Raw genomic sequence first — 19,144 nt, 5'->3', positions numbered from 1 at the left:
GGGCAGGGGGCGGAAGGAGCCACATGGCGGGGCGCAACGGGCGTACGGTACGGGATCTGCGGCGGGCCAACCGCGCTGCTGTGCTGCAACGGCTCTACTTCGACGGGCCGCTCAGCCGGTTCGAACTCGGGCCGGCCACCGGGCTGAGCTCCGGCTCGGTGAGCAATGTCGTCGCGGACCTGCTGGCCGACGGGCTCGTCGAGGAAGCCGGCAGCGTCGACTCCGACGGCGGCCGGCCGCGCACCCTGCTGCGGGTGGCGCCGGGCAGCGGTCACATGATCGGGGTCGACGTCGGCGAGACCCGGGTGCGGGTGGAGCTGTTCGACCTCACCCTCACCGAACTCGCCCGCACCCAGCGCCCCCTGGCCCCCCAGCACTACGACGCCGACGTGGTCGCGGGCCACATCCGCGACGGCATCGACGAGGTCCTGGCCGAGGCGGACATCGCCCCCGACCGGCTCCTCGGCGTCGGGATCGGCGTCCCCGGCATCGTCGAGCGCACCCCCTCCCAGGGGGCCGTCGTGTACGGCCAGACCATCGGCTGGGACGCCGTACCGCTGGAGGCGCTGCTGCGCGAGGGCTCCCGGCTGCCGGAGACCGTGTCCTTCTTCATCGACAACGGCGCCCGCACCCTCGGCCAGGCCGAGATGTGGTTCGGCGGCGGCCGTGGCGCCCGCAACGCCGTCGTGGTCCTCTTCGGCTCCGGCGTCGGCGCCTGCCTGGTCACGCCCGAGGTCGAGCACGGCCGGGCCGTCGAGTGGGGCCATCTGACCGTACGGGTCCGGGGCCGACGCTGCCGATGCGGTGCGCTCGGCTGTCTGGAGGCCTACGCCGGTGCCGAGTCCCTCCTGGAGCGCTGGCGCGAGGCGGGCGGGCGTCCGCCCGAGGGCGCCGACGAGGAGACCGCGCTCACCGCCATGCTCGCCGCCGCGTACCCGCCCGAGGGCGCCGAGCCCGACCCGGTCGCGGTGGGCGTGCTGGAGGAGACTGCCGAGTACCTGGGCGCGGGCCTGTCCGACCTGATCAACCTCTTCCAGCCCGAGCGCATCCTCATCGGCGGCTGGGCCGGACTCCAGCTCGGCCCGCACTTCCTGCCCGCCGTGCGCCGCCACGCCGTCTCCTACGCGCTGCGCCACCCCGCCGAGAAGGTCACCGTCGATCTCGGCCGGCTCGGCCCCGACGCGGTCACCGTCGGCGCCGCGATCCTCCCGCTCGCCGACTTCTTCGCCCGTGGCGGCCGCCGCCGCGAGCCCACCCCCGAGGAACCCGCCCCCGCGTGGCGTGCGGCCCTGGAGGAGCGGGCCCTGCACTGAGCGGCGTTTCGCCCGGTGTGCCCCGCGGTACCCGCGTGGGGCTCGCAGGAGGGAGCACGCCATGGACGACCACCGGCAGGACACCCCGGGCGGGAACGGCACGCCCGTGCCCCACGACATGCAGGACCAGGAAGCCGGCACCGACGACCGCTGGGACGCCCGCCCCGAGCCCGAACCGGCCGGCACCCCCGACGAGGACGTCCCCGACACCGACGAGGCCGGCACCGGCCGCCGGGGCGCCCCCCACGCGGCCGGCACCCGCGCGGACCAGCCGGTCCCGGACGAGCCGTCGGCGTAGCCGACCGCCCCGTCGACCGCCCCTGGGGCGAGGCTCCCTCACGAGAGCCTCGCCCCAGGCATTTCCCTTGGCGCGTTCCCCTCAGCCCACCTTCCGCCCCCGCAGCGGCACCGTGTCCGCGCCCGCTCCCTGCCGGAAGCCCTGCAGGAACTCCTCGACCGTCTCGGTGGCGGTGCGCTCCGGCTCCCAGCCCAGTTCGGTCCGTGCGCGCGTGCAGTCCATCAGCGGCAGCCGCAGTACCGCGTCGAAGAGGTGCGGGGAGGCCGGCAGCAGCCGGACGCCCCACGCGGCGGCGATGGCCGAGCGGGCGGCCGTACGGGGGAGCCGCACCGGACGGGCGCCGAACATCTCGCCCAGCAGCTCAGCGTCCACCGGCGGGTCCGCCGCCAGGTTGAACGCCCCGCGGACATCGGTGTGCACCGCGAGCCGGTACGCCTCGGCCGCGTCGTCGGTGTGCAGCGCCTGCACCCGCAGCCCGGGGATGTCCGGCAGGAACGGCAGCAGCTCGGGACGCGCCAGCGGACCCGGCAGGAAACGCCCGCCGAAGATGCGCCGCTGCTCGCTCGCCGCCTCCCGCTTGAACAGGAACGCCGGCCGCATCCGCACCACCCGCACCTCGGGGTGCTCCCGCTCGAACGCGTCCAGCACCCGCTCCAGATACGCCTTCTCCCGGCAGTACGCGGCGTCCGGCCAGCCGTGCGTCGGCCATGACTCGTCGACCGCCCGGTCCTTGGGGCCGGGCGAGTACGCCCCGACCGACGAGGCGTGCACCAGCACCGGCACCCCGGCGGCCGCGGCGGCCTCGAACACCCGCAGGGAGCCCAGCACGTTCGTCTGCCAGGTCCGCACCGGGTCGTGCGTCGGCTGGAACGCCCAGGCCAGATGGACCACCGCTGAGGCGCCCTCGAACTCCGTCGCGAGATCCGCCTCGTCGTCGGCCAGGTCGACCGACGACCACTCCGTCTTCGGGGGCGACCAGTCGGGGAGCCGGCGCGCGAGCCCGCGCACCGACTCCACCTGGGGATCCTCCGACAGCAGGCGCACCACGCTCGTGCCCACGTTCCCGGTGGCCCCGGTGACGACGATCCTGCTGCCCGCTGTGCTGCTCACTGTCGGCTCCTCTCGGCCGTCGGCTCGGCGGGAACACCGAGTACCCGGCGCGAGCGGGCCGAACGCGGACGGCGGCACGGCGGCGTGGCAGGGCGGCGGCGTGGCCGCGTGGCCAGGGGCCGTCAGGTGAAGGCCTTCAGACCGTCATGCGAGCGGCCTCACGCCCGTCAGGCGAAGGAGCTCAGGCCCGTCGGGAGACGCAGCTCAGCCCCGTCACGCGAAGGCGTTCGCGCCCGTCAGCTCGGCCGACACGGTCCACAGGCGGGCCGCCTGCTCCGGGTCGATCGCCCAGTCCTTGACGCCGACCAGCTCGGAGCCGTCCGCGGGAGCGGGCCCGGCGATGTCGCAGTCCTCCAGATAGACGCCGCCCATGCCGTCGAGCTGCGGCGAGGTCGCGGCCCAGACCTGGGTCGCAGCGCCCTGCTGCGGGGTCTTGAAGGCGTCGGGGTCGAGCACGTTGCCGTCGGCGTCGATCCAGCCGCGGTCGATCATCTCCTGCTGCGGCAGATAGCGCTGGAGCGGCGTGAGGATGCCGCCGGGGTGGAGGGAGAAGGCCCGGACACCGCGGTCCCGGGCGAGCCGGTCCAGCTGCACGGCGAACAGCACGTTGGCGGTCTTGGCCTGGCCGTAGGCGCCCCACTTGTCGTAGCCCTCGCGCCAGTCGAGGTCGTGGAAGCGGATCGCGGAGAAGTGGTGGGCGAGGGAGGACACGGACACCACCCGCGCACCGCCCGGCTCGATCGCCGGCCACAGCCGGTTGACGAGCGCGAAGTGCCCGAGGTGGTTGGTGGCGAACTGCAGCTCCCGGCCGGGGCCCACCCGCGTCTCCGGGCAGGCCATGATCCCGGCGCTGTTGATCAGCAGGTCGAGGCCGCGCCCGGAGGCCAGGAACCGCTCGGCGAAGGCACGCACGCTTTCCAGGTCCGCCAGGTCCATCGCTTCGACCTCGACCCCGTCTACCCCGGCCAGGTTCTCCCGGGCGAGCTCCGGGCGGCGGGCCGGGACGACGACCCGGGCCCCGGCCCGCACCAGGGCACGGGTGGTCTCCAGGCCGATGCCCGAGTAGCCGCCGGTCACCAGCGCGAGCCGGCCGCTGAGGTCGATGCCCTTCAGGACGTCGTCGGCGGTGCTGCGGGCGCCGAATCCGGAGTCGATGCTGTGCTGCGGTGTGATCGCTGAGGTCATGCCGGAACGCTACGAATTGGAGCGCGCTCGAAGTCAAGGAAAGCGGCCCTGCTCCGGCCACTGCGTCACCACATTCCGGCCACTGCGTCACCACGCGCAAGGGAAAGCCCCGGCCACGACGGGGGAATCGCGGCCGGGGCGGCTCTGTGGTGGGTGCGGACGGCGGTCGCCTCTCGGCGAAAGGCTCCACAGGGCTTCAGCCGAACGATCGTCCCTGTGGGCAAAAGGTGAGGCCCGGGGACACTGTCCCGCCCGCACCCACGGACTGTTCAACGGACAACCACCCCTCGGTGTTCCGGAGAAGGCCGACATCCAGGGTGATCCCGGTCACCCCGGCCGCGACGCCCCCGACCGCGTCCACTCCAGCAGCCGCTCAACCGGCCACGTGGTCACCACCCGGTCGGCGGGCACCCCGCACTCCTCCGCGCGGGCGCACCCGAGGATCTGCCAGTCCAGCTGACCGGGCGCGTGCGCGTCGGTGTCGATCGAGAACAGCACACCCGCGTCCACCGCCTGCCGCAGCAGCCGCCGCGGCGGGTCGAGCCGCTCCGGCCTGCTGTTGATCTCCACGGCCGTACCGGCCTCCGCGCACGCGGCGAACACCTCCTCCGCGTCGAACTCCGACTCCGGCCGCCCCCGCCCGGTCACCAGCCGCCCGGTGCAGTGCCCGAGGATGTCGGCGTGCGGATCGGTGACGGCCCGCACCATCCGCCGGGTCATCGAGCGGGCGTCCATCCGCAGCTTGGAGTGCACGGAGACGACGACCACGTCGAGCCGGTCCAGCAGCTCCGGCTCCTGGTCCAGCGAGCCGTCCTCGAGGATGTCGCACTCGATCCCGGTCAGCAGCCGGAACGGCGCCCAGGTGCGGTTCAGTTCGGCCACCACGTCCAGCTGCTCGCGCAGGCGCTGTGCGGACAGCCCGCGTGCCACGGTGAGGCGGGGCGAGTGGTCGGTGAGGACGGCCCACTCATGGCCGAGCGCGGCCGCGGCCCGGCCCATCTCCTCGATCGGGCTGCCGCCGTCCGACCAGTCGGAGTGCAGATGGCAGTCGCCGCGCAGCAGCGCCCGCAGCTCCGCGCCCACCCGGTCGGGCGCCACCGCGGCCTCCACCGCCTCCTCCTCCAGCTTCACCAGATACCCGGGCACCTGACCGGCCAGCGCCTCCCGCGCCACCTGCGCCGTCTTCGGGCCGACGCCCTTGAGCGACTCCAGCGTCCCGGCCTCCGCCCGCTGCCGCACCTCCTCGGGCCCCAGCGCGTCCAGCGTCCGGGCCGCCGTACGGAAGGCACGTACGCGGTACGAGGGCGCGAGGGACCGCTCCAGCAGGAACGCGATCCGCTCCAGTGCCTGTACGGGGTCCATGGCCACCTCCTCCTCCAGGGTTGCCCGGGCACCGGCGCACCGCACCCGTTTGCGGGCCGGGCGCGCGGGTGCTTCCCGGAGCCCTGAGACTGCGCACCGTGTCCTGTGACCGCCCGCAGTTCACCCGGGTGCGCTGCGGGCGCGGCTTCCGCCACCGGGACAGTGCCGGTGAGCCGCTCACCGACCCCGGCCAGCTCGCCCGCATCCGCGCCCTGGTCATCCTGCCCGCGTGGCAGGACGTCTGGATCTGCCCCTGGCCGGGCGGCCACCTCCAGGCCGTCGGCACCGACGACGCCGGCCGCCGGCAGTGCCTGTACCGAGGAGATCGCGTTCAGCTGCCCGCCAAGGGCGGCACCGAGATCGTCCGCGCCCTGGTGGACGAGCAGGTCCACAGCGTCGTACGGGCGCTGCTGCGCCGTCCGCGCGGCGGGGAGCGGCTGCTGGCCTACTGGGAGCGGCGCCGCTGGCACGAGCTGCACGGGGACACGCTTTCCCGGCTCGGCGAGCACGGCCGCTACGGCCGTCCGGCCACCCATGGCGCCGTGGAGGCGGCGGTCCTGGAGCTGCTCGGCGGATGACGCCGTCCGGCCGAAGGGGCGGACCGAGCTCACCCGTCTGAACCGGTCATGGTGGCCGGATCCGCTCTACGCTCTATGACATGACCGAAATCTCGAGCCCCCACATCTCCCATCCGCGGATCATGGTGCTCGGTGTCCAGCCGGGCACACCGCCGTTCCGGATCATGGAGATCGACGGAGAGGTGGTCGGTGAGGCCCGGGCCGTCACCGACGTGCTGGAGACGGCCGCCGCCTTCGGCATCACGGTTCACGACCTGGACGACCCCGACGTGGTCCGCTGGGTCGGCGGCGACAAGTTCACCTGGACGCGTCACTGACCCGGTGCCGCCGAGCGTGCACGGCCCGGCCCAGCCGGCGCCCGAGCAGCAGGTGGCCGAGCAGCGCGCCCGTGGTGTTCAGCAGGACGTCGTCGATGTCGAAGGCGCGCCCGGTGACCATCGCGCCCTGCGCCAGCTCCACCATCAGCATCACCGTCGCGGTGAGCAGCAGCACGCGCAGCATCCCGCGCGCGCCCGGCGCGAGCACCGGCACCAGCACGCCGAACGGCACCCCCAGCAGCACGTTCCCGCCGATCTGCCGTACGGCGTCCACCGGTCCGGCGTGCTCGACGTAGGCGCGCAGCGAGCGGCCCAGGTGCAGGTTGCTGTGCGTCAGCGCCTCCGAGGCGGGGGACGGCTCCAGGGTGATCCGCGCCAGGACCACCGCGAAGGCCACCATGCACACGAAGGCGAGCAGCATCGCCGGCAGCCGCACGGGAAGGGGAAGGGGCCGCACCTCGACCGGCGGGGGCTTGGAACGTGCGCGTAGCGACGGCACGACACGGGCCATGGAGTCCTCCCACCTTCAACTTCCCTGCGTGGTAAGCCGGTTACCCCGGACCGGCGGCCGCATGCCGCGGCCCGGGCGCACGCCGTTTCCTTTCCCGCCGTCGGGGCACTCCGGGCTGTGACCCGCGCGCGCCGCCGCCTGCGCCGTTCGCGGCGGTGCTTGGATGACGCGCAGTGACGAACCGTGCACGCGGAGGGGTGACGTCCATGACCCGGCGTACGAGCCTGCTCGCCGTGGCCGAGTTCCTGGTCTGGTGGACGGTGCTCGCGGCGCTGTGGCTGGTCCTGATCGGCACGGTGGACCCGCTCGAACTGGCCGTGGGCGCAGGTGCCTCGGCCGTCGGAGCGCTCGCGGCCGGGGCGGCGCGCCGGGCGGTGACCCGCCCGTGAACGGCTGGACCTGGGCCGCGGCCGTCGTCCTCGGCGGCGGCCTCGCCGGAGCCCTGTGGGGCGTGACGACCGGGCCGCTGCCGCGCCGGGTCGTCGCCCAGAACCTCGCCACCGCCGCCCTCTGCCCCGGCCTGCTGCTCCTCGCCCAGGGCTACGACCGCCCCTCCTACGTCGATGTCGCGCTGGTTCTCGCCGTCCTCGGCCCGGTCGGCACCCTCGTCTTCGCCCGCCTCCTCGCCGACGACCTCGCCGCCGACCCACCCCGCGCCTGGCGGGCCACCTGGGCCCTCGCCGCACTCGGCGCGGGGGTCGTGCTGGCCCTGTGCCTGGCCCGGAGCCCCGGCCGCCAGACCGTCAAACTCCTGGTCACCGGCGCCCTCCTGATCGGCGGAAACCTGATCGCGTCCCGGGCCCTGGCGGGCGGCTTCCGGGGGGTGCGCCGTGGCTGACGTCGTCGTCGCCGTCACCCTGTTGGGCGTCGCCGCCGCCGCGACCGCCGCCGTGGCCGTGCGGGACCCCGTACGGCAGGCGCTGGTGCTGTCCGTGCTCGGGCTGGCGCTCGCCGTGCTGTTCACCGTGCTCCAGGCACCCGACGTGGGCCTCTCCCAGCTCGCCGTCGGGACCGCCGTCACGCCGCTGCTGCTTCTGCTGACGGTGCGCAAGGTGCGGCGGCGCGCCCGGGACAGGGAGGGGCCGCGGTGAGCCGGCGCCTGCGGCTGTGGCTCGTCCTCGCGGGCGGCGCGGGGCTCGCCGTGCTGCTGGTCGCCGCCTGCCTCGAACTGCCCCGCTTCGGCGGCGACCACCACCCCTACGGCGACCGGGCGGTACGCGCCTCCCTCGCCCGGCACACCGCCAACACCGTCGCCTCCGTCAACTTCGACCAGCGCGCCTTCGACACCCTCGGTGAACTGTCCATCCTGTTCGCCGCCGTCGTCGGCTGCGTCGTGCTGCTGCGTCAGACCCGCGACGAGCACCGCGCCCGGCCCCAACCCGCCGACGTCTGCGCGCCCGTACGCCGCTACGCCCTCACCGTCCTGCCCGTCGCCCTGCTCATCGGCCTCTACGTGATCGCCCACGGCCAGCTCAGCCCCGGCGGCGGCTTCCAGGGCGGCGTGGTGGCCGCCACCTCCCTGCACCTGCTCTACCTGGGCGCCGACTACCGCGCCCTGGAACGCGTCCGCCCCCTCGGCCTGTACGAGGTCGGCGACGCGCTGGCCGCCTCCGCGTACACGGTTCTCGGACTGGCCGGGCTCCTCGGCGGCACCGCGTTCCTCGCCAACACCCTGCTGTCGTACGGCACGTTCAACACGCTCTCCTCCGGCGGCACGGTCCCGCTGCTGAACGCGGCCGTCGGCATGGAGGTCGCCTGCGCGGTCGTCGTGCTGATCGCCCACTTCCTGGACCAGGCCGTCGAGATCGAGGAGGGGAAGGAGAGGTGAGCCCGCCGTGATGGACGTACTGCCCTACCTGGTGTCCGTCTGGGTGTTCCTGGCCGGCTGCTACGGCCTGGCCACCAGCCGCAACCTCATCCACGCCGTCGGCTGTCTGTCCGTGTGCCAGGCCGCCACCTACGTCCTGCTGCTGGCCGTCGGCTACCGCGACGGGGCCACCGCGCCCGTCCACTCCGACCTGAAGCCGGGCTCGCGCCCGGTCGTCGACCCGGTCGTGCAGGCGCTGGCGCTGACCGACGTCGTCGTCGGGGCCACCGTCACCGCCCTGCTGCTCGCGCTGGTCGTGCAGGTCGCCAAGCGGCACGGCACCCTCGACCCGGACGAGCTGTCGGAGCTGCGCGGCTGATGCACCGACTCCTGCCCCTGCTCGTGGCCGTCCCGCTCCTCGGCGCCGCCCTGCTGGTCGCCGGGGGCCGGCGGCTGCCGCGGTTCGCCGCCGAGGCCGCCGGCTGTGTCGTCTCCGCCGCCACCGCCGCCCTCGCGCTGGTGCTGCTGCTCAACTCCTCGCCGCCGATGACCGAATGGGCCGGCGGCTGGACCCCGAAGGACGGCACGACCGTCGGCATCGTCCTGGTCGGCGACGGCCCCGGGCTCGGCCTCGCCGCCCTCGCCTCGCTGCTGACCCTGGCCGCACTGGCGTACTCCTGGCACTACTTCGACGAACCGCCCCGCCGGCACGCCGGTTCCTTCCCCGCCCTGCTGCTGGTCTTCCAGGCGGGCATGTGTGGCTTCGCCGTCGCCGGTGACCTGTTCAACGCGTTCGTGTTCTTCGAGCTGATGAGCGTCGTGGCGTACGCGCTGACCGGCTACCGGGTCGAGGAGGCGCGGGCCGTGCAGGGCGCGCTGACCTTCGCCGTCGTCACCTCCCTCGGCGCATACGCGATGCTGATGGGGATCGGCCTGCTGTACGGCCGTACCGGCGAGCTGGCGATGGACCGGATCGGGCGCGAGCTGGACGCGCGCGGCGAGCCGGACGCGCTGGTCCTCGCGGGCTTCGTCCTCGTCCTGACCGGCCTGCTGGTCAAAGCGGCCGCCGTGCCCTTCCACTTCTGGCTGCCCGACGCCCACGCGGTCGCCCCGACCCCGGTGTGCATGCTGCTGTCCGGCTCCGTGGTGGAGCTCGGCGTGTACGGCGTATGGCGGGTCTACGGCAGCGTGTTCGCGGGCCCGGGCGGCGTACCGGCGGCCGAACTCACGCGTGTCCTGGTCGTGCTGGGCGTGCTGACGGCAGTGGTCGGCGCGGTGATGTGCTGGTACCAGCGGCACATCAAGCGGCTGCTGGCCTACTCCACCGTCGCCCACACCGGACTGTTCCTGGTCGGCATCGGCGTGCTGAAGCCCGGCGCCGCCGAGGGCGTCGCGCTGTACGTCCTCGGGCACGCCGGGGTGAAGGCGGCCCTGTTCGCCTGCACCGGCATCCTCCTCGACCGCTACGGCAGCGTCGACGAGCACGCGCTGCACGGCCGGGCCCGGCGACTGCCCGGTGTCGCCGTGCTGTTCGCGGCCGGCGCGCTGGCGCTCGCGGGCCTGCCGCCCTTCGGCACCGCACTCGGCAAGGCCGTCACGGAGGAGGCGGCCGGCGGACCGCTCACCGTCCTGTACGTCCTGGCCTCCGCGGTCACCGCAGGGGCGGTGCTGCGAGTCGCCGCCCGGGTGTTCCTGGGGCTCGGCCCGGCGCCCGAGGAGGACGACGCCTACGAGACGACCGGCGCGGGGGAGCGGCCCGAGACCGAGCGGCTGCTGCGCCGGGTCCCCGACACCATGACGGCCGTCCCCGCGGTGCTGCTGGCGGCCGCGCTCGCGGTGGGCGTGCCCGGCTTCGGCGAGGTCGTCGCCCGGGCGGTCGCCGCGGCCCGGCCCGGCACGCCGGCCGTGCCGGTGCACTGGAGCGGCGCCGGGATTCTGCTCGGCCTGGTCTCGACGACGCTCGCGGCCGGGCTCGCCGCCACGGCGGTCCTGCGGCCGAGGGCCCTGTCGGCACCGGGCTGGGCGCTGCCGCTGCGCAAGCTCCAGTCCGGGCACGTCGGGGACTACGTGGCCTGGCTGGTGGCGGGGGCGGCGCTGCTGGCGGCGCTCACGGTGCCGGGGCTGCTGTCGGGGTGAGGGGGCAGGCGAGGGTCAGGGGCCGTACGTGACCCGCACCCGGCTGAACCCCAAGGAGTGCAGCAGCCCTTGCAGCATGTCGGTGGTGTTGCGCTCGGCGCGTGCGGTCAGCCCGCTCTCCTTCGCCGCGTCCGCGATGTGCCGCACCGCGAGCTGCTGTACGGCCTGTTCGCCGTTCGGGTTGTCGGAGAACAGGTCGCCGAGCCGGTCCAGCAGGCCGCGCTGTTTGGAGACGGCGTAGGAGCGGTCGGGGTCGAGGGCGGGCTTGCCGAGGGCGGCGTGCGGCAGGTGCAGCGTGGCCGAGGTGCGGTCCTCGTCGACCTGCACGTCGTCCGCGCCGACCTTGCCGAGATCTACGTACGCGTCGACCGAGCCCGCGCCGACGTACAGCGTGCGGGTGCCGCGGACCGCGTCCGGCAGGAACCGGGCGTCCTTCTCCAGGTCCACCACCACCTGGAAGGTGCCCGAGGCGGCCTCGTAGCGGCTGAGGTCCTGGATCGACTCCAGCAGGGCGGGTCCGGTCCGGTCCCGGGTCTCGGTGCCGAAGACGTCCCTCAGCCCCGGCAGCGCGCTCAGGCCGAGCCCGGCGGCCAGCAGCGCGAGCACCAGCACCACGGCGCCGGCCGCCCAGGCCCAGCCCCGCGGGCGGCGGGAGGCATGTGCACGGGTCGTCGTCACGGGGTACCCCCTTCCTTCCCTCCTTCTCGGATGCCCGTCATCAGCCTTTCCAGACCGATGAGTTGGCGCAGTGGAGGGGTGGCGGGGGAGGGGCTCATAAGTTGCCGGACGTCGTCTCGGGCTGCTCCAGGGCCGCATCCAGCGTCGGCCGCGGGGGCAGCAGCCGGGCCATGCCGGTGACCCGCAGGACGCGCAGGGTCAGCGGGTCGGTGCACACCAGGTGCAGTCGCCCGTCCCCGTCGAGCACCCGGGTTCTGGCCCGGGCGAGCAGACGCAGTCCGGAGCAGTCGAAGAACTCGGTGGGGCGCAGGTCGAGCACGACCCGGGCTCCGGGGGTCCCCGTGGCGGCGTCCAGGTGCGGCAGGATCTCCGCCGCGGCGGCGATGTCGATCTCACCGCGGAACTCCAGAACGGTGTAGCCCCGCTCGCCCCGGACACGGAGATGCCGGGTGAGCGGCGCGGGTTCCTGCTGCACGACGACTTCGCCTCCTGCCCGGGCGGTCCCAAGTCCTGTTACTGCCCCGCAAGTTACCCTCGAACGCATGTATTGCAGCATGTTCGGTTGACATATGTCGCCGAATTGCGGCGGAGATCGTCCTCGGCGTTCACCCGCGGTTCGAAGAGCCCGCCGGGAGGACGGCCGACGGGGTCGAACGCTTCCGGCCACCGCGGCGTCGTAGGAGGGACACAGCGGCGAGGGACAGGGGCGGGACATGCGCGGAGCGTTTCGGGCGGCGGGGGCGGGACTGGTCCTGACCGCGGCCGTGACGGGCCTGGTCACGGGGTGCGGGGCGGGCGGCGAGGACGTCGTCGTCACGGGGACCCCGCCCGTCACGCCGTACCGCGGGCCGCTGCACGTTCCGGCCAGGAACCTCGACGAGGACAGTCAGCGGGCCGTGCGGATCGAGTCCGGCGCGGCGGGACGGGCGCTGGAGTGCGAGGGGGAGATCTTCTCCGGCGGCCCGGGCGAGCGGTGGAGCGAGGGCGACGGCGGGGACACGCCCGAGGAGGGCCTGGAGGCCTACTTCGACATCGAGCAGCCGGACGTGCCGCGCCACGGCTACCGGGTCGAGCGCGAGGAGGGCGACCGGGTGCTGTTCTCCCTCGACGTCGACGGCCGCACCAAGGTCGCCGTCGTCGTCGCCAAGGACCGACCGAACGCCCCCGGTTGGGGCCCCGAGACCAGCGCCGCCTGCGACCCCTCCGAACTCCCGGACAGCTACCTGGCCGACCGCCCCTACACCCTGTGGACCGACTCCACCGGCCACCGCCTGCCCTACACCGAGATCCACAGCTACTCGGGCCCGTCCCACTGCGACTGGCAGTCCGCCGACTTCATCGCCCTGGCCGACGCCACGTACGCCCGGGACCCGGAGAAGGTCCTCCCGGAAGGCACCCTCACCGCCCCCTACGTCCCCCGCACCACCCTCCCGACCGACGCCCGGCCCCTCGGTTACCACCAGAGCGACCACACCCTCTGGCACACCACCGACCCGACGTACCTGTACGTCCGCAGCTCGGACGGGGTGGAGGCGTGGCCTCGGGTGAGCGAGGACTTCGGCTGCCGGTGAGGGGCTGCCGGTGAGGGGCTGCCGGTTCCTGCGAATGACCGAGAAGTGATCACCCGCCAGGGTGAAAAGACGGCACCGGGCATCGACACCGTACGGCCACCTTGTGTGGTGCCGGGGTGGGCCAGGGCGCGGGGGCAGACTGGGGAGGAGGGGGTGTCGGTGCAGCTGGAGGTGGTCCCATGAGTGGTGCGGAGCCGGTGCGGCCGGGTGAGCCGCGGTTGCGGGAGGCGTTGGGGCGGTTGGAGGAGGGCGGGGACGCATGGGTCGCCACGGCGGGGGAGGAGCCGGGTGCGCCCTATCTCGTGCCGTTGTCGTTCATCTGGGACGGGACGACCGTGCTGATCGCCACGCCGGAAGGTTCCCGCACCGGGCGGAACCTGGCCGCGAACGGCAGCGTGCGGCTCGGGGTGGGGGAGACGCGGGACGCCGTTCTGGTGGAGGGCACCGCCGACACGGTCGCCCCGGCCGACCTGTCCGAGGAGGAGGCCGACCTCTTCGCCACGAGGACCGGCTTCGACCCGCGGCAACTGTCCACGCCCTACCTGTACTTCCGCGTCCGGCCGGTCCGCATCCAGAGCTGGCGCGGCGGCACCGAGCTCGACGGCCGGGAGCTGATGAGCAACGGAACCTGGCTGATGGCCGGCTGAGCGTTCCCCACGCCCTTCAGGGCATGTCCCCAAGGGGCGCGGGGAACTGCGCGAGCAACCCACCACGGCCCGCGGTCGCGCACACGTCCAGGCCCGTACGGCGGGCGGCGGTGTCGAACGGCCGGAGGCCTACGCGCGGCCCTCCTTGGGGTCGCCCGGCCAGACGCCCGTGGAGCGTTCGATGGCCTTGGCGCCGCCACGGTCCACGGCGCTGCGGACGGCGGCGAAGATGGCCCCCTGGATGGCCGCGGCGAGCAGGATCTCGCCCCAGCCGCGGTCGCGGTCGAGCGGGTCGGGGGCGTTGTCCTCGTGCCGGATGGCCCGCCACGTACGGCGGAAGGCGAGTCCGGAGAGGGTACCGCCGGCATAGCCGAGGACGAAGCCGAGCGGCTTGTACGCCAGCGGCAGCTTCTGCTTCTTCTGCTTCTTGGCCACGGAGGCTCCTTTCAGGGGTCAGGGCCGGCCCGCCGAGGGGACCTTCTCGGCGGCCGGGACCGGGCCGGGCGGCGTACCGTCGCCGAAGGGGCGTCCGCCCAGCTCCTCCCGGCGGTGCGGGGTCGCCCAGCCGGACAGGTCGGGCCCGAGCGGCACGATGCGGCTCGGGTTGATGCCGGTGTGGACCCGGTAGTAGTGCCGTTTGATGTGGTCGAAGTCGACGGTGTCCCCGAAGCCGGGCGTCTGGAACAGGTCACGCGCGTACGCCCACAGCACCGGGTCCTCCGCCAGCTTCCAGCGATTGCACTTGAAGTGGCCGTGGTAGACGGCGTCGAACCGCACCAGCGTGGTGAACAGCCGGACGTCCGCCTCGGTGATCGTGTCGCCGACGAGGTACCGCTGCCGCTCCAGCCGCGCGGAGAGCAGCTCCAGCCGCCGGAACACCGCCGCGCAGGCGGACTCGTACTCCTCCTGCCCGGTGGCGAAACCGGCCCGGTACACACCGTTGTTGACGTCCTCGTAGACGTCCGCCATCACGCTGTCGATCTCGTCCCGCAGCCGCTCGGGGTAGAGCTCCGGCGCCCCCTCCCGGTGCAGGGCCGTCCACTCGGTCGCGAGGTCCAGGGTGAGCTGCTGGTAGTCGTTGGTGGCCAGCTTCCCGCTGGGCACGTCCACGACCGCGGGCACGCTCACCCCGCCCGGGTAGTCCGTCTCCCGGCGGTCGTAGGCCTCGCTGAGGAAACGGATGCCGAGCACCGGGTCGCGTCCGTCCGGGTCCAGCGTGAAGCGCCAGCTGCGGTCGTCCTGGATCGGGTCGGCGATCGCCATCGACAGGGCGTCCTCGAGGCCCAGCAGCCGGCGGACGATCACCGCCCGGCTCGCCCACGGACAGGCGCGGCTCACCACCAGCCGGTAACGGCCCGGCTCCACCGGCCAGCCGTCCCGGCCGTCGGCGGTGATCCGGTCGGTGAAGTGGCTCTTGGACCGCTTGAAGTCCCTCCTGCCGTACGCGCTGTTGCCCTCGCCGGTGTCGCTCATCACGGCCTTCCTCCCCACCACACGGCTTCTGTCGGCCCGGGTACCCCGTTTCGCCGACCGGAACGGTGTGATCCGCACGGGGCGGGGCAGTCGCCGGGGGTGAGCGATACGTCCAGGACCACGCCTACGACCACGAGCACGCCCACAACCCCGAGCCCGCCCACAACCCCGAGCCCGCCCACAACCCCGAGCACGCCCACGGCTCCGACCCCGCCCCCGACCCGGAAAGCCGACCGCCGGACCCGTGTCACCGTGCTGGTGGCCCTCGCCGCGAACCTGGTGATCGCGGCCGCCAAGGTGGTCGGCGGCCTCGCCGCCGCCTCACCGGCGCTGCTGTCCGAGGCCGCCCACTCCGTCGCGGACAGCCTGAACGAGGTCTTCCTGCTCACCGCGCTGCGCCGCAGCCGCCGCCCGGCCGACCGCCGCCACCCCTTCGGCTACGGCAAGGAACGCTTCTTCTGGGCCCTGCTCGCGGCCGTCGGGATCTTCGTGACCGGCGGCTGCTTCTCGTTCTTCCAGGGCATCGAGGCCCTGCGCGGCGGCGCCCAGCAGGACTTCACGGGCTACGCCGCCGGCCTGATCGTCCTTGCCGTGGCGTTCGTCGCCGAGGGCGCCTCCCTGGTGCGGGCCCTGTACCAGCTGCGCGTCCACGGCATGGCCGACGGCCTGCGCGACCCCGCCCTGCGCACGGTCGTCGCCGAGGACGGTACGGCGGTGATCGGCGTGGCCCTGGCCTTCGCCGGGATGGCCCTGCACCGCGCCACCGGTCAGGCAGTCTGGGAGGGCGCGGCCTCGCTCGCCATCGGCGCGCTGCTCGTCCTCGTCGCCGTCCGGCTCGGCCGCGACGCCCGCGACCGGCTGATCGGACAGGCCGCCGACCCGGAGGCGAGCGCCCGTATCCGGGCCCTGCTGGCGGCACAGCCGGAGATCGACAGCGTGGAGGCGCTGTTCACCATGCAGACCGGTCTCGAATCGACGCTGGTCGCCGCGCGGATCGACCTCATGCCGGGTATCGACAGCGAGCGCGTGGAAGAGGTCGCCGTACGCATCAAGCGCTCGATCGCGCGGGCCGTGCCGGAGGCCGACCAGATCTTCCTCGACGTGACCGACCGGCCCGCCCGGGAGGCACAGGAGAGCCCCGCCGCGACGGGGGAACGCGGCGGGGCCTGACATCCGGATGCCCGGCACGGCGGCGATCATGCGCCCCCCGCGCCGAAAATCCTGGTTCCGGCGTGATCAGCGCTGTCCGCCGACCGGATCCGACGTGATCAGTGCTCGATCAGCGCGTGATCAGTGCTGTCCGTCGACCGGTTCCAGCACGAAGACGGGAATCGTCCGGTCGGTGTGCTGCTGGTACTCGGCGTACTGGGGGAAGGCCGCGACGGCCCGCTCCCACCACTCGTCCCGCTCCCGGCCGCTGACCTCGCGTGCCTTCATGTCCTGCTTGACCGTGCCGTCCTGCAGCTCCACGCGCGGGTCGGCCTTGAGGTTGGCGTACCAGACCGGGTTCTTCGGCGCGCCGCCCACCGAGCCGACGGCGGCGTAGCTGCCCTCGTACTCGACCCGCATCAGCGGCGTCTTGCGGAGCTTGCCGCTCTTCGCGCCGATGCTGGTCAGGACGACGACCGGCAGCCCGGTGTCGAACAGGGTCGTTCCCTCGGTGCCGCCGGAGCCCTCGTACAGCTCCACCTGCTCGCGGACCCACTGGGTCGGGCTCGGTTCGTACTCGCCCTCAAGAGGCATGGAAACTCCGTCCGATGGTTTGCGTACACATCACTGGCGCCGTGCGGGAACAACCGCGGGCGCCGGAATCATCCCTACCGCGAACATCTTCGGCCGCGGCCGCTTTCGGCCACCGCTGCAGGCCGGAGCGCGTGCGGGGTGCGGCGTGATTGCCACCGGCGTGATCGCGCCGGGCGTGCCGGTCGGGCACAGTCGTGATCCCCGCGTGCGACACCGGCCGAAGGAGAGCGAACCCCCATGACCGCGACCCCCGAACCGACCACCCGCTCCGTCGTCGAGGAACTGCTGCGTCGCATCGGCCAGGGCGACCCCGACCGTATCGCCGAGCTGTACGCCGAGCGCGTGGACTGGCGGCTGGACTGGCCGGAGGCCGAGCACGGGCGGGCGGCCACGCCATGGATCAGGCACCGCTCCACCCGCGCGGACGCGGCCGCGCACTACCGGGAGCTGGCCGAGCACCATGTCGCCGAGCGGGCCGCGACGCGGGTCGAGCGGATCCTCGTGGACGGGGCCGACGCGGTGGTGCTCGGCGAGATCCGGCAGACCTCCAAGGCGACCGGGCGTGCGTATCGCGCCAGATTCGCGCTGCATCTGAGCGTGGAGAATGGCCTGGTCGTGCGGCATCACGTGTACGAGGACTCGCTGGCCGTGGCCCGCGCGTTCGAGTGAGGTTCGCCCCGTCGTCCGCCTGGTTGCTCGTGACGTGCGGCTGCGGGTCGGTTGTGGTGGGGCGCGCAGTTCCCCGCGCCCCTAGGGTGCCGCCAGGAGCGCCCTCGCGGCGTTCCTGGCTTCGCTCGCCGGTACCGGCGAGCCGGTGATACCCGCCGTCACCATCGCGCCCTCCGCGAGGAGGAAGAGCTGCCCGGCCAGCTCTTCCGGTCGGCCGGCACCCCTCGCCAAGGCCTCGAGGTAGGCGCGGAACGCCCGCTTGTGGGCGCGCACCTGGTCCGCCACCGCGGGGGAGGTCGCGCCCAGTTCGCCGTACGCGTTGATCCAGGCGCAGCCGCGGAAGCCGGGCTCGGCGAACCACAGCTCGAGCCAGTCGAAGACGGCGAGGAGGCGGCGCTCGGGGTCGGGGTGCCGGGCGACGTGATCGGCGAGGCGGCTGCGCCAGCGGGTGTCGCGGCGCTCCAGATAGGCCACGACCAGCTGTTCCTTGGCAGGGAAGAGCTGGTAGAGGCGCTTCAGCGAGACCCCCGAGGCGGCGCGGACGTCGTCCATGCCGACCGACTGCACGCCGCGCCCGTAGAAGAGGGCCTCCGCGGCGTCCAGGGCCTTCTCCCGTGCGGTCGCGCTGTCCATGGGGTCACTCCTTGACGTGAGAACGAGCGTTCTCCTACGGTAGCAGCCAGCGGGAGAACGCTCGTTCTCCCCGACTCGTACCGGAGGACGCCATGACCGCCGCCCGACCGCCCCTGCCGCCCTTCACCCGGGAGACCGCCGCACAGAAGGTGCAGGCCGCCGAGGACGCCTGGAACACCCGCGACCCGCACAAGGTCGCCCTCGCCTACTCCGAGGACTCCGTGTGGCGCAACCGCGACACTTTCCTCACCGGCCGCGCCGAGATCGCCCGGTTCCTCACCGACAAGTGGGCGCGCGAGCGGCAGTACGCGCTGCGCAAGGACCTGTGGGCCTTCGACGGCAACCGCATCGCCGTCCGCTTCCAGTACGAGTCCCAGGACGCCGAGGGCCGCTGGTGGCGGTCGTACGGCAATGAGCTGTGGGAGTTCGACGCGCAGGGCCTGATGAGCCGTCGGGAGGCGTCCATCGACGATGTGCCGATCGAGGAGAGCGAGCGCCGCATCCTCGGGCCGCGCCCGGAGACCGAACGCGGGCTGTCCTTCCCGCTCCAGTAGGGTTTTCGGGTGATCGAACAGGCCGCGAGACCCTTCCTCTACGTCGTCGTGTGCGCCGCCGGCATCGCCTCGGGCGTCGGTGAACTCATCGGTGCGGCCCAGCGGAAGGGCTGGGAGGTCGGTGTGCTCGCCACCCCCACCGCGATGAACGGCTTCTTCGACACGGCCGCCGTCGAGACGCTCACCGGCCGCCCCATCCGCTCGGCCTGGCGCGCACCCGGCGACCCGCGGCCCTTCCCGCCGCCGGACGCCGTGGTGGTGGCGCCCGCCACCTTCAACACCGTCAACAAGTGGGCGGCCGGCATCGCCGACACCCTCGCTCTGGGCACTCTCAACGAGGCCTGCGGCCTGGGCGTCCCCATCGCGGTCCTGCCCTGCGTGGCCGACGCGCTGGCCGCCCACCCCGCCTATGGGGACAGCCTGATACGCCTGCGCGCCATGGGCGTGCGCTTCGGGGAGCCCTACTCCGGCGAACCCGGACCCGACGGCCGCCGCCCCGAGTTCCCCTGGCGAAGGGCGCTGGACCTGCTCGGGCACTGACGACGTAGTCTCCCCTGGG

26 protein-coding genes are annotated in these 19,144 nt (G+C 73.6%); 16 read left to right on the top strand and 10 right to left on the bottom strand.

Annotated elements, in window-relative coordinates:
- Positions 1 to 23: 23 nt before the first annotated feature.
- Together ACIQ6Y_RS01095 and ACIQ6Y_RS01090 are read left to right on the top strand one after the other, a co-directional pair.
- Positions 24 to 1,313: an ROK family protein gene (locus tag ACIQ6Y_RS01095; protein ID WP_404031050.1), complete on the top strand. Its 1,290-nt coding sequence runs from the start codon at positions 24 to 26 to the stop codon at positions 1,311 to 1,313.
- A 61-nt stretch (positions 1,314 to 1,374) separates the two neighbouring features.
- Positions 1,375 to 1,611, top strand: a complete 237-nt coding sequence (locus ACIQ6Y_RS01090; RefSeq protein WP_404031047.1) for a hypothetical protein — start codon at positions 1,375 to 1,377, stop codon at positions 1,609 to 1,611.
- 81 nt (positions 1,612 to 1,692) lie between these two features.
- Here the strand turns inward: ACIQ6Y_RS01090 and ACIQ6Y_RS01085 are convergent, their stop codons facing one another.
- The 3 genes from ACIQ6Y_RS01085 to ACIQ6Y_RS01075 all read right to left on the bottom strand — a co-directional run bounded on the left by ACIQ6Y_RS01085 (position 1,693) and on the right by ACIQ6Y_RS01075 (position 5,268).
- On the bottom strand, positions 1,693 to 2,721 hold the full coding sequence (locus ACIQ6Y_RS01085; RefSeq protein WP_404031044.1) for an SDR family oxidoreductase: 1,029 nt from the start codon (positions 2,719 to 2,721) through the stop codon (positions 1,693 to 1,695).
- Between the two features lie 213 nt (positions 2,722 to 2,934).
- Positions 2,935 to 3,906, bottom strand: a complete 972-nt coding sequence (locus ACIQ6Y_RS01080; RefSeq protein ID WP_404031041.1) for an SDR family NAD(P)-dependent oxidoreductase — start codon at positions 3,904 to 3,906, stop codon at positions 2,935 to 2,937.
- Positions 3,907 to 4,233: 327 nt separating this feature from the next.
- The gene (locus ACIQ6Y_RS01075; RefSeq protein ID WP_404031038.1) at positions 4,234 to 5,268 is read right to left on the bottom strand and encodes a PHP domain-containing protein; all 1,035 of its coding nucleotides are present in this window, start codon (positions 5,266 to 5,268) and stop codon (positions 4,234 to 4,236) included.
- Between the two features lie 98 nt (positions 5,269 to 5,366).
- On the opposite strand from ACIQ6Y_RS01075, the gene ACIQ6Y_RS01070 reads away from it, so the two are divergent.
- Both ACIQ6Y_RS01070 and ACIQ6Y_RS01065 read left to right on the top strand, forming a co-directional pair.
- On the top strand, positions 5,367 to 5,846 hold the full coding sequence (locus tag ACIQ6Y_RS01070; RefSeq protein ID WP_404031035.1) for a hypothetical protein: 480 nt from the start codon (positions 5,367 to 5,369) through the stop codon (positions 5,844 to 5,846).
- 80 nt (positions 5,847 to 5,926) lie between these two features.
- Positions 5,927 to 6,163, top strand: a complete 237-nt coding sequence (locus tag ACIQ6Y_RS01065; RefSeq protein ID WP_404031033.1) for a hypothetical protein — start codon at positions 5,927 to 5,929, stop codon at positions 6,161 to 6,163.
- Here ACIQ6Y_RS01065 and ACIQ6Y_RS01060 read toward each other — a convergent pair.
- Positions 6,144 to 6,674 (bottom strand): VanZ family protein, encoded by a 531-nt coding sequence (locus ACIQ6Y_RS01060; protein WP_404031031.1) that lies wholly within the window; start codon positions 6,672 to 6,674, stop codon positions 6,144 to 6,146. The genes ACIQ6Y_RS01065 and ACIQ6Y_RS01060 overlap by 20 nt on opposite strands.
- A 206-nt stretch (positions 6,675 to 6,880) precedes the next feature.
- On the opposite strand from ACIQ6Y_RS01060, the gene ACIQ6Y_RS01055 reads away from it, so the two are divergent.
- The 6 genes from ACIQ6Y_RS01055 to ACIQ6Y_RS01030 are packed head-to-tail and all read left to right on the top strand — an operon-like array spanning position 6,881 to position 10,617.
- Positions 6,881 to 7,063: a hypothetical protein gene (locus ACIQ6Y_RS01055; protein WP_404031028.1), complete on the top strand. Its 183-nt coding sequence runs from the start codon at positions 6,881 to 6,883 to the stop codon at positions 7,061 to 7,063.
- Positions 7,060 to 7,512 carry an MrpF/PhaF family protein gene (locus ACIQ6Y_RS01050; RefSeq protein WP_404031025.1) on the top strand — a complete coding sequence of 151 codons (453 nt, stop codon included), beginning with the start codon at positions 7,060 to 7,062 and terminating at the stop codon, positions 7,510 to 7,512. Before ACIQ6Y_RS01055 ends, ACIQ6Y_RS01050 begins: the two co-directional genes overlap by 4 nt.
- On the top strand, positions 7,505 to 7,765 hold the full coding sequence (locus ACIQ6Y_RS01045) for a Na(+)/H(+) antiporter subunit B (RefSeq protein WP_404031022.1): 261 nt from the start codon (positions 7,505 to 7,507) through the stop codon (positions 7,763 to 7,765). Before ACIQ6Y_RS01050 ends, ACIQ6Y_RS01045 begins: the two co-directional genes overlap by 8 nt.
- Positions 7,762 to 8,502, top strand: coding sequence for an MnhB domain-containing protein (locus ACIQ6Y_RS01040; RefSeq protein WP_404031019.1), 741 nt, complete (start codon positions 7,762 to 7,764; stop codon positions 8,500 to 8,502). The genes ACIQ6Y_RS01045 and ACIQ6Y_RS01040 overlap by 4 nt, the downstream gene beginning before the upstream one ends.
- A 10-nt stretch (positions 8,503 to 8,512) precedes the next feature.
- On the top strand, positions 8,513 to 8,860 hold the full coding sequence (locus ACIQ6Y_RS01035) for a sodium:proton antiporter (protein ID WP_404031017.1): 348 nt from the start codon (positions 8,513 to 8,515) through the stop codon (positions 8,858 to 8,860).
- Positions 8,860 to 10,617: a complex I subunit 5 family protein gene (locus tag ACIQ6Y_RS01030; RefSeq protein WP_404031014.1), complete on the top strand. Its 1,758-nt coding sequence runs from the start codon at positions 8,860 to 8,862 to the stop codon at positions 10,615 to 10,617. Before ACIQ6Y_RS01035 ends, ACIQ6Y_RS01030 begins: the two co-directional genes overlap by 1 nt.
- A gap of 15 nt (positions 10,618 to 10,632) precedes the next feature.
- On the opposite strand, the gene ACIQ6Y_RS01025 is transcribed toward ACIQ6Y_RS01030, so the two are convergent.
- Both ACIQ6Y_RS01025 and ACIQ6Y_RS01020 read right to left on the bottom strand, forming a co-directional pair.
- Complete coding sequence (locus ACIQ6Y_RS01025; protein WP_404031012.1) at positions 10,633 to 11,295, bottom strand: DUF4230 domain-containing protein; 663 nt, start codon at positions 11,293 to 11,295, stop codon at positions 10,633 to 10,635.
- Positions 11,296 to 11,389: 94 nt separating this feature from the next.
- Complete coding sequence (locus ACIQ6Y_RS01020) at positions 11,390 to 11,770, bottom strand: anti-sigma factor antagonist (RefSeq protein ID WP_404031009.1); 381 nt, start codon at positions 11,768 to 11,770, stop codon at positions 11,390 to 11,392.
- 238 nt (positions 11,771 to 12,008) lie between these two features.
- On the opposite strand from ACIQ6Y_RS01020, the gene ACIQ6Y_RS01015 reads away from it, so the two are divergent.
- Positions 12,009 to 12,866 carry a hypothetical protein gene (locus ACIQ6Y_RS01015; protein ID WP_404031007.1) on the top strand — a complete coding sequence of 286 codons (858 nt, stop codon included), beginning with the start codon at positions 12,009 to 12,011 and terminating at the stop codon, positions 12,864 to 12,866.
- Positions 12,867 to 13,045: 179 nt separating this feature from the next.
- Positions 13,046 to 13,513: a pyridoxamine 5'-phosphate oxidase family protein gene (locus ACIQ6Y_RS01010; RefSeq protein WP_404031004.1), complete on the top strand. Its 468-nt coding sequence runs from the start codon at positions 13,046 to 13,048 to the stop codon at positions 13,511 to 13,513.
- 129 nt (positions 13,514 to 13,642) lie between these two features.
- Here the strand turns inward: ACIQ6Y_RS01010 and ACIQ6Y_RS01005 are convergent, their stop codons facing one another.
- Both ACIQ6Y_RS01005 and ACIQ6Y_RS01000 read right to left on the bottom strand, forming a co-directional pair.
- On the bottom strand, positions 13,643 to 13,948 hold the full coding sequence (locus ACIQ6Y_RS01005; RefSeq protein ID WP_404031002.1) for a DUF4235 domain-containing protein: 306 nt from the start codon (positions 13,946 to 13,948) through the stop codon (positions 13,643 to 13,645).
- Between the two features lie 18 nt (positions 13,949 to 13,966).
- Complete coding sequence (locus ACIQ6Y_RS01000; RefSeq protein ID WP_404030999.1) at positions 13,967 to 14,986, bottom strand: glutathione S-transferase family protein; 1,020 nt, start codon at positions 14,984 to 14,986, stop codon at positions 13,967 to 13,969.
- Positions 14,987 to 15,238: 252 nt separating this feature from the next.
- On the opposite strand from ACIQ6Y_RS01000, the gene ACIQ6Y_RS00995 reads away from it, so the two are divergent.
- On the top strand, positions 15,239 to 16,156 hold the full coding sequence (locus ACIQ6Y_RS00995) for a cation diffusion facilitator family transporter (protein WP_404030997.1): 918 nt from the start codon (positions 15,239 to 15,241) through the stop codon (positions 16,154 to 16,156).
- Positions 16,157 to 16,276: 120 nt separating this feature from the next.
- On the opposite strand, the gene ACIQ6Y_RS00990 is transcribed toward ACIQ6Y_RS00995, so the two are convergent.
- Entirely contained in the window at positions 16,277 to 16,729 is a 453-nt protein-coding gene (locus ACIQ6Y_RS00990) for a nitroreductase family deazaflavin-dependent oxidoreductase (protein WP_404030994.1), read from the bottom strand.
- 237 nt (positions 16,730 to 16,966) lie between these two features.
- On the opposite strand from ACIQ6Y_RS00990, the gene ACIQ6Y_RS00985 reads away from it, so the two are divergent.
- Positions 16,967 to 17,398 carry a nuclear transport factor 2 family protein gene (locus tag ACIQ6Y_RS00985; RefSeq protein WP_404030991.1) on the top strand — a complete coding sequence of 144 codons (432 nt, stop codon included), beginning with the start codon at positions 16,967 to 16,969 and terminating at the stop codon, positions 17,396 to 17,398.
- A gap of 81 nt (positions 17,399 to 17,479) precedes the next feature.
- Here the strand turns inward: ACIQ6Y_RS00985 and ACIQ6Y_RS00980 are convergent, their stop codons facing one another.
- Positions 17,480 to 18,031, bottom strand: coding sequence for a TetR/AcrR family transcriptional regulator (locus ACIQ6Y_RS00980; protein WP_404030988.1), 552 nt, complete (start codon positions 18,029 to 18,031; stop codon positions 17,480 to 17,482).
- Positions 18,032 to 18,123: 92 nt separating this feature from the next.
- Here ACIQ6Y_RS00980 and ACIQ6Y_RS00975 point away from each other — a divergent pair, with 92 nt between their 5' ends.
- Entirely contained in the window at positions 18,124 to 18,585 is a 462-nt protein-coding gene (locus tag ACIQ6Y_RS00975; protein WP_404030985.1) for a nuclear transport factor 2 family protein, read from the top strand.
- Between the two features lie 9 nt (positions 18,586 to 18,594).
- Positions 18,595 to 19,125, top strand: a complete 531-nt coding sequence (locus ACIQ6Y_RS00970; protein WP_404030982.1) for a flavoprotein — start codon at positions 18,595 to 18,597, stop codon at positions 19,123 to 19,125.
- Positions 19,126 to 19,144: the final 19 nt, after the last annotated feature.

The sequence above is a fragment of the Streptomyces sp. NPDC096205 genome, assembly GCF_044763135.1.
Taxonomy (GTDB): Bacteria; Actinomycetota; Actinomycetes; order Streptomycetales; family Streptomycetaceae; genus Streptomyces.
Note: the sequence above shows the minus strand (reverse complement) of the source record. Positions and strands in the feature narration are given on the sequence as shown.

Excerpts from the sequence above, each read along its gene's own strand:
- ACIQ6Y_RS01055 (WP_404031028.1), top strand. The coding sequence starts at position 6,881 with ATGACCCGGCGTACGAGCCTGCTCGCCGTGGCCGAGTTCCTGGTCTGG.
- ACIQ6Y_RS00980 (WP_404030988.1), bottom strand. The coding sequence starts at position 18,031 with ATGGACAGCGCGACCGCACGGGAGAAGGCCCTGGACGCCGCGGAGGCC.
- ACIQ6Y_RS01015 (WP_404031007.1), top strand. The coding sequence starts at position 12,009 with ATGCGCGGAGCGTTTCGGGCGGCGGGGGCGGGACTGGTCCTGACCGCG.
- ACIQ6Y_RS01060 (WP_404031031.1), bottom strand. The coding sequence starts at position 6,674 with ATGGCCCGTGTCGTGCCGTCGCTACGCGCACGTTCCAAGCCCCCGCCG.
- ACIQ6Y_RS01010 (WP_404031004.1), top strand. The coding sequence starts at position 13,046 with ATGAGTGGTGCGGAGCCGGTGCGGCCGGGTGAGCCGCGGTTGCGGGAG.
- ACIQ6Y_RS00975 (WP_404030985.1), top strand. The coding sequence starts at position 18,124 with ATGACCGCCGCCCGACCGCCCCTGCCGCCCTTCACCCGGGAGACCGCC.
- ACIQ6Y_RS01000 (WP_404030999.1), bottom strand. The coding sequence starts at position 14,986 with ATGAGCGACACCGGCGAGGGCAACAGCGCGTACGGCAGGAGGGACTTC.
- ACIQ6Y_RS01080 (WP_404031041.1), bottom strand. The coding sequence starts at position 3,906 with ATGACCTCAGCGATCACACCGCAGCACAGCATCGACTCCGGATTCGGC.
- ACIQ6Y_RS01095 (WP_404031050.1), top strand. The coding sequence starts at position 24 with ATGGCGGGGCGCAACGGGCGTACGGTACGGGATCTGCGGCGGGCCAAC.
- ACIQ6Y_RS01035 (WP_404031017.1), top strand. The coding sequence starts at position 8,513 with ATGGACGTACTGCCCTACCTGGTGTCCGTCTGGGTGTTCCTGGCCGGC.
- ACIQ6Y_RS01075 (WP_404031038.1), bottom strand. The coding sequence starts at position 5,268 with ATGGACCCCGTACAGGCACTGGAGCGGATCGCGTTCCTGCTGGAGCGG.
- ACIQ6Y_RS01090 (WP_404031047.1), top strand. The coding sequence starts at position 1,375 with ATGGACGACCACCGGCAGGACACCCCGGGCGGGAACGGCACGCCCGTG.
- ACIQ6Y_RS01030 (WP_404031014.1), top strand. The coding sequence starts at position 8,860 with ATGCACCGACTCCTGCCCCTGCTCGTGGCCGTCCCGCTCCTCGGCGCC.
- ACIQ6Y_RS00990 (WP_404030994.1), bottom strand. The coding sequence starts at position 16,729 with ATGCCTCTTGAGGGCGAGTACGAACCGAGCCCGACCCAGTGGGTCCGC.
- ACIQ6Y_RS00985 (WP_404030991.1), top strand. The coding sequence starts at position 16,967 with ATGACCGCGACCCCCGAACCGACCACCCGCTCCGTCGTCGAGGAACTG.
- ACIQ6Y_RS01065 (WP_404031033.1), top strand. The coding sequence starts at position 5,927 with ATGACCGAAATCTCGAGCCCCCACATCTCCCATCCGCGGATCATGGTG.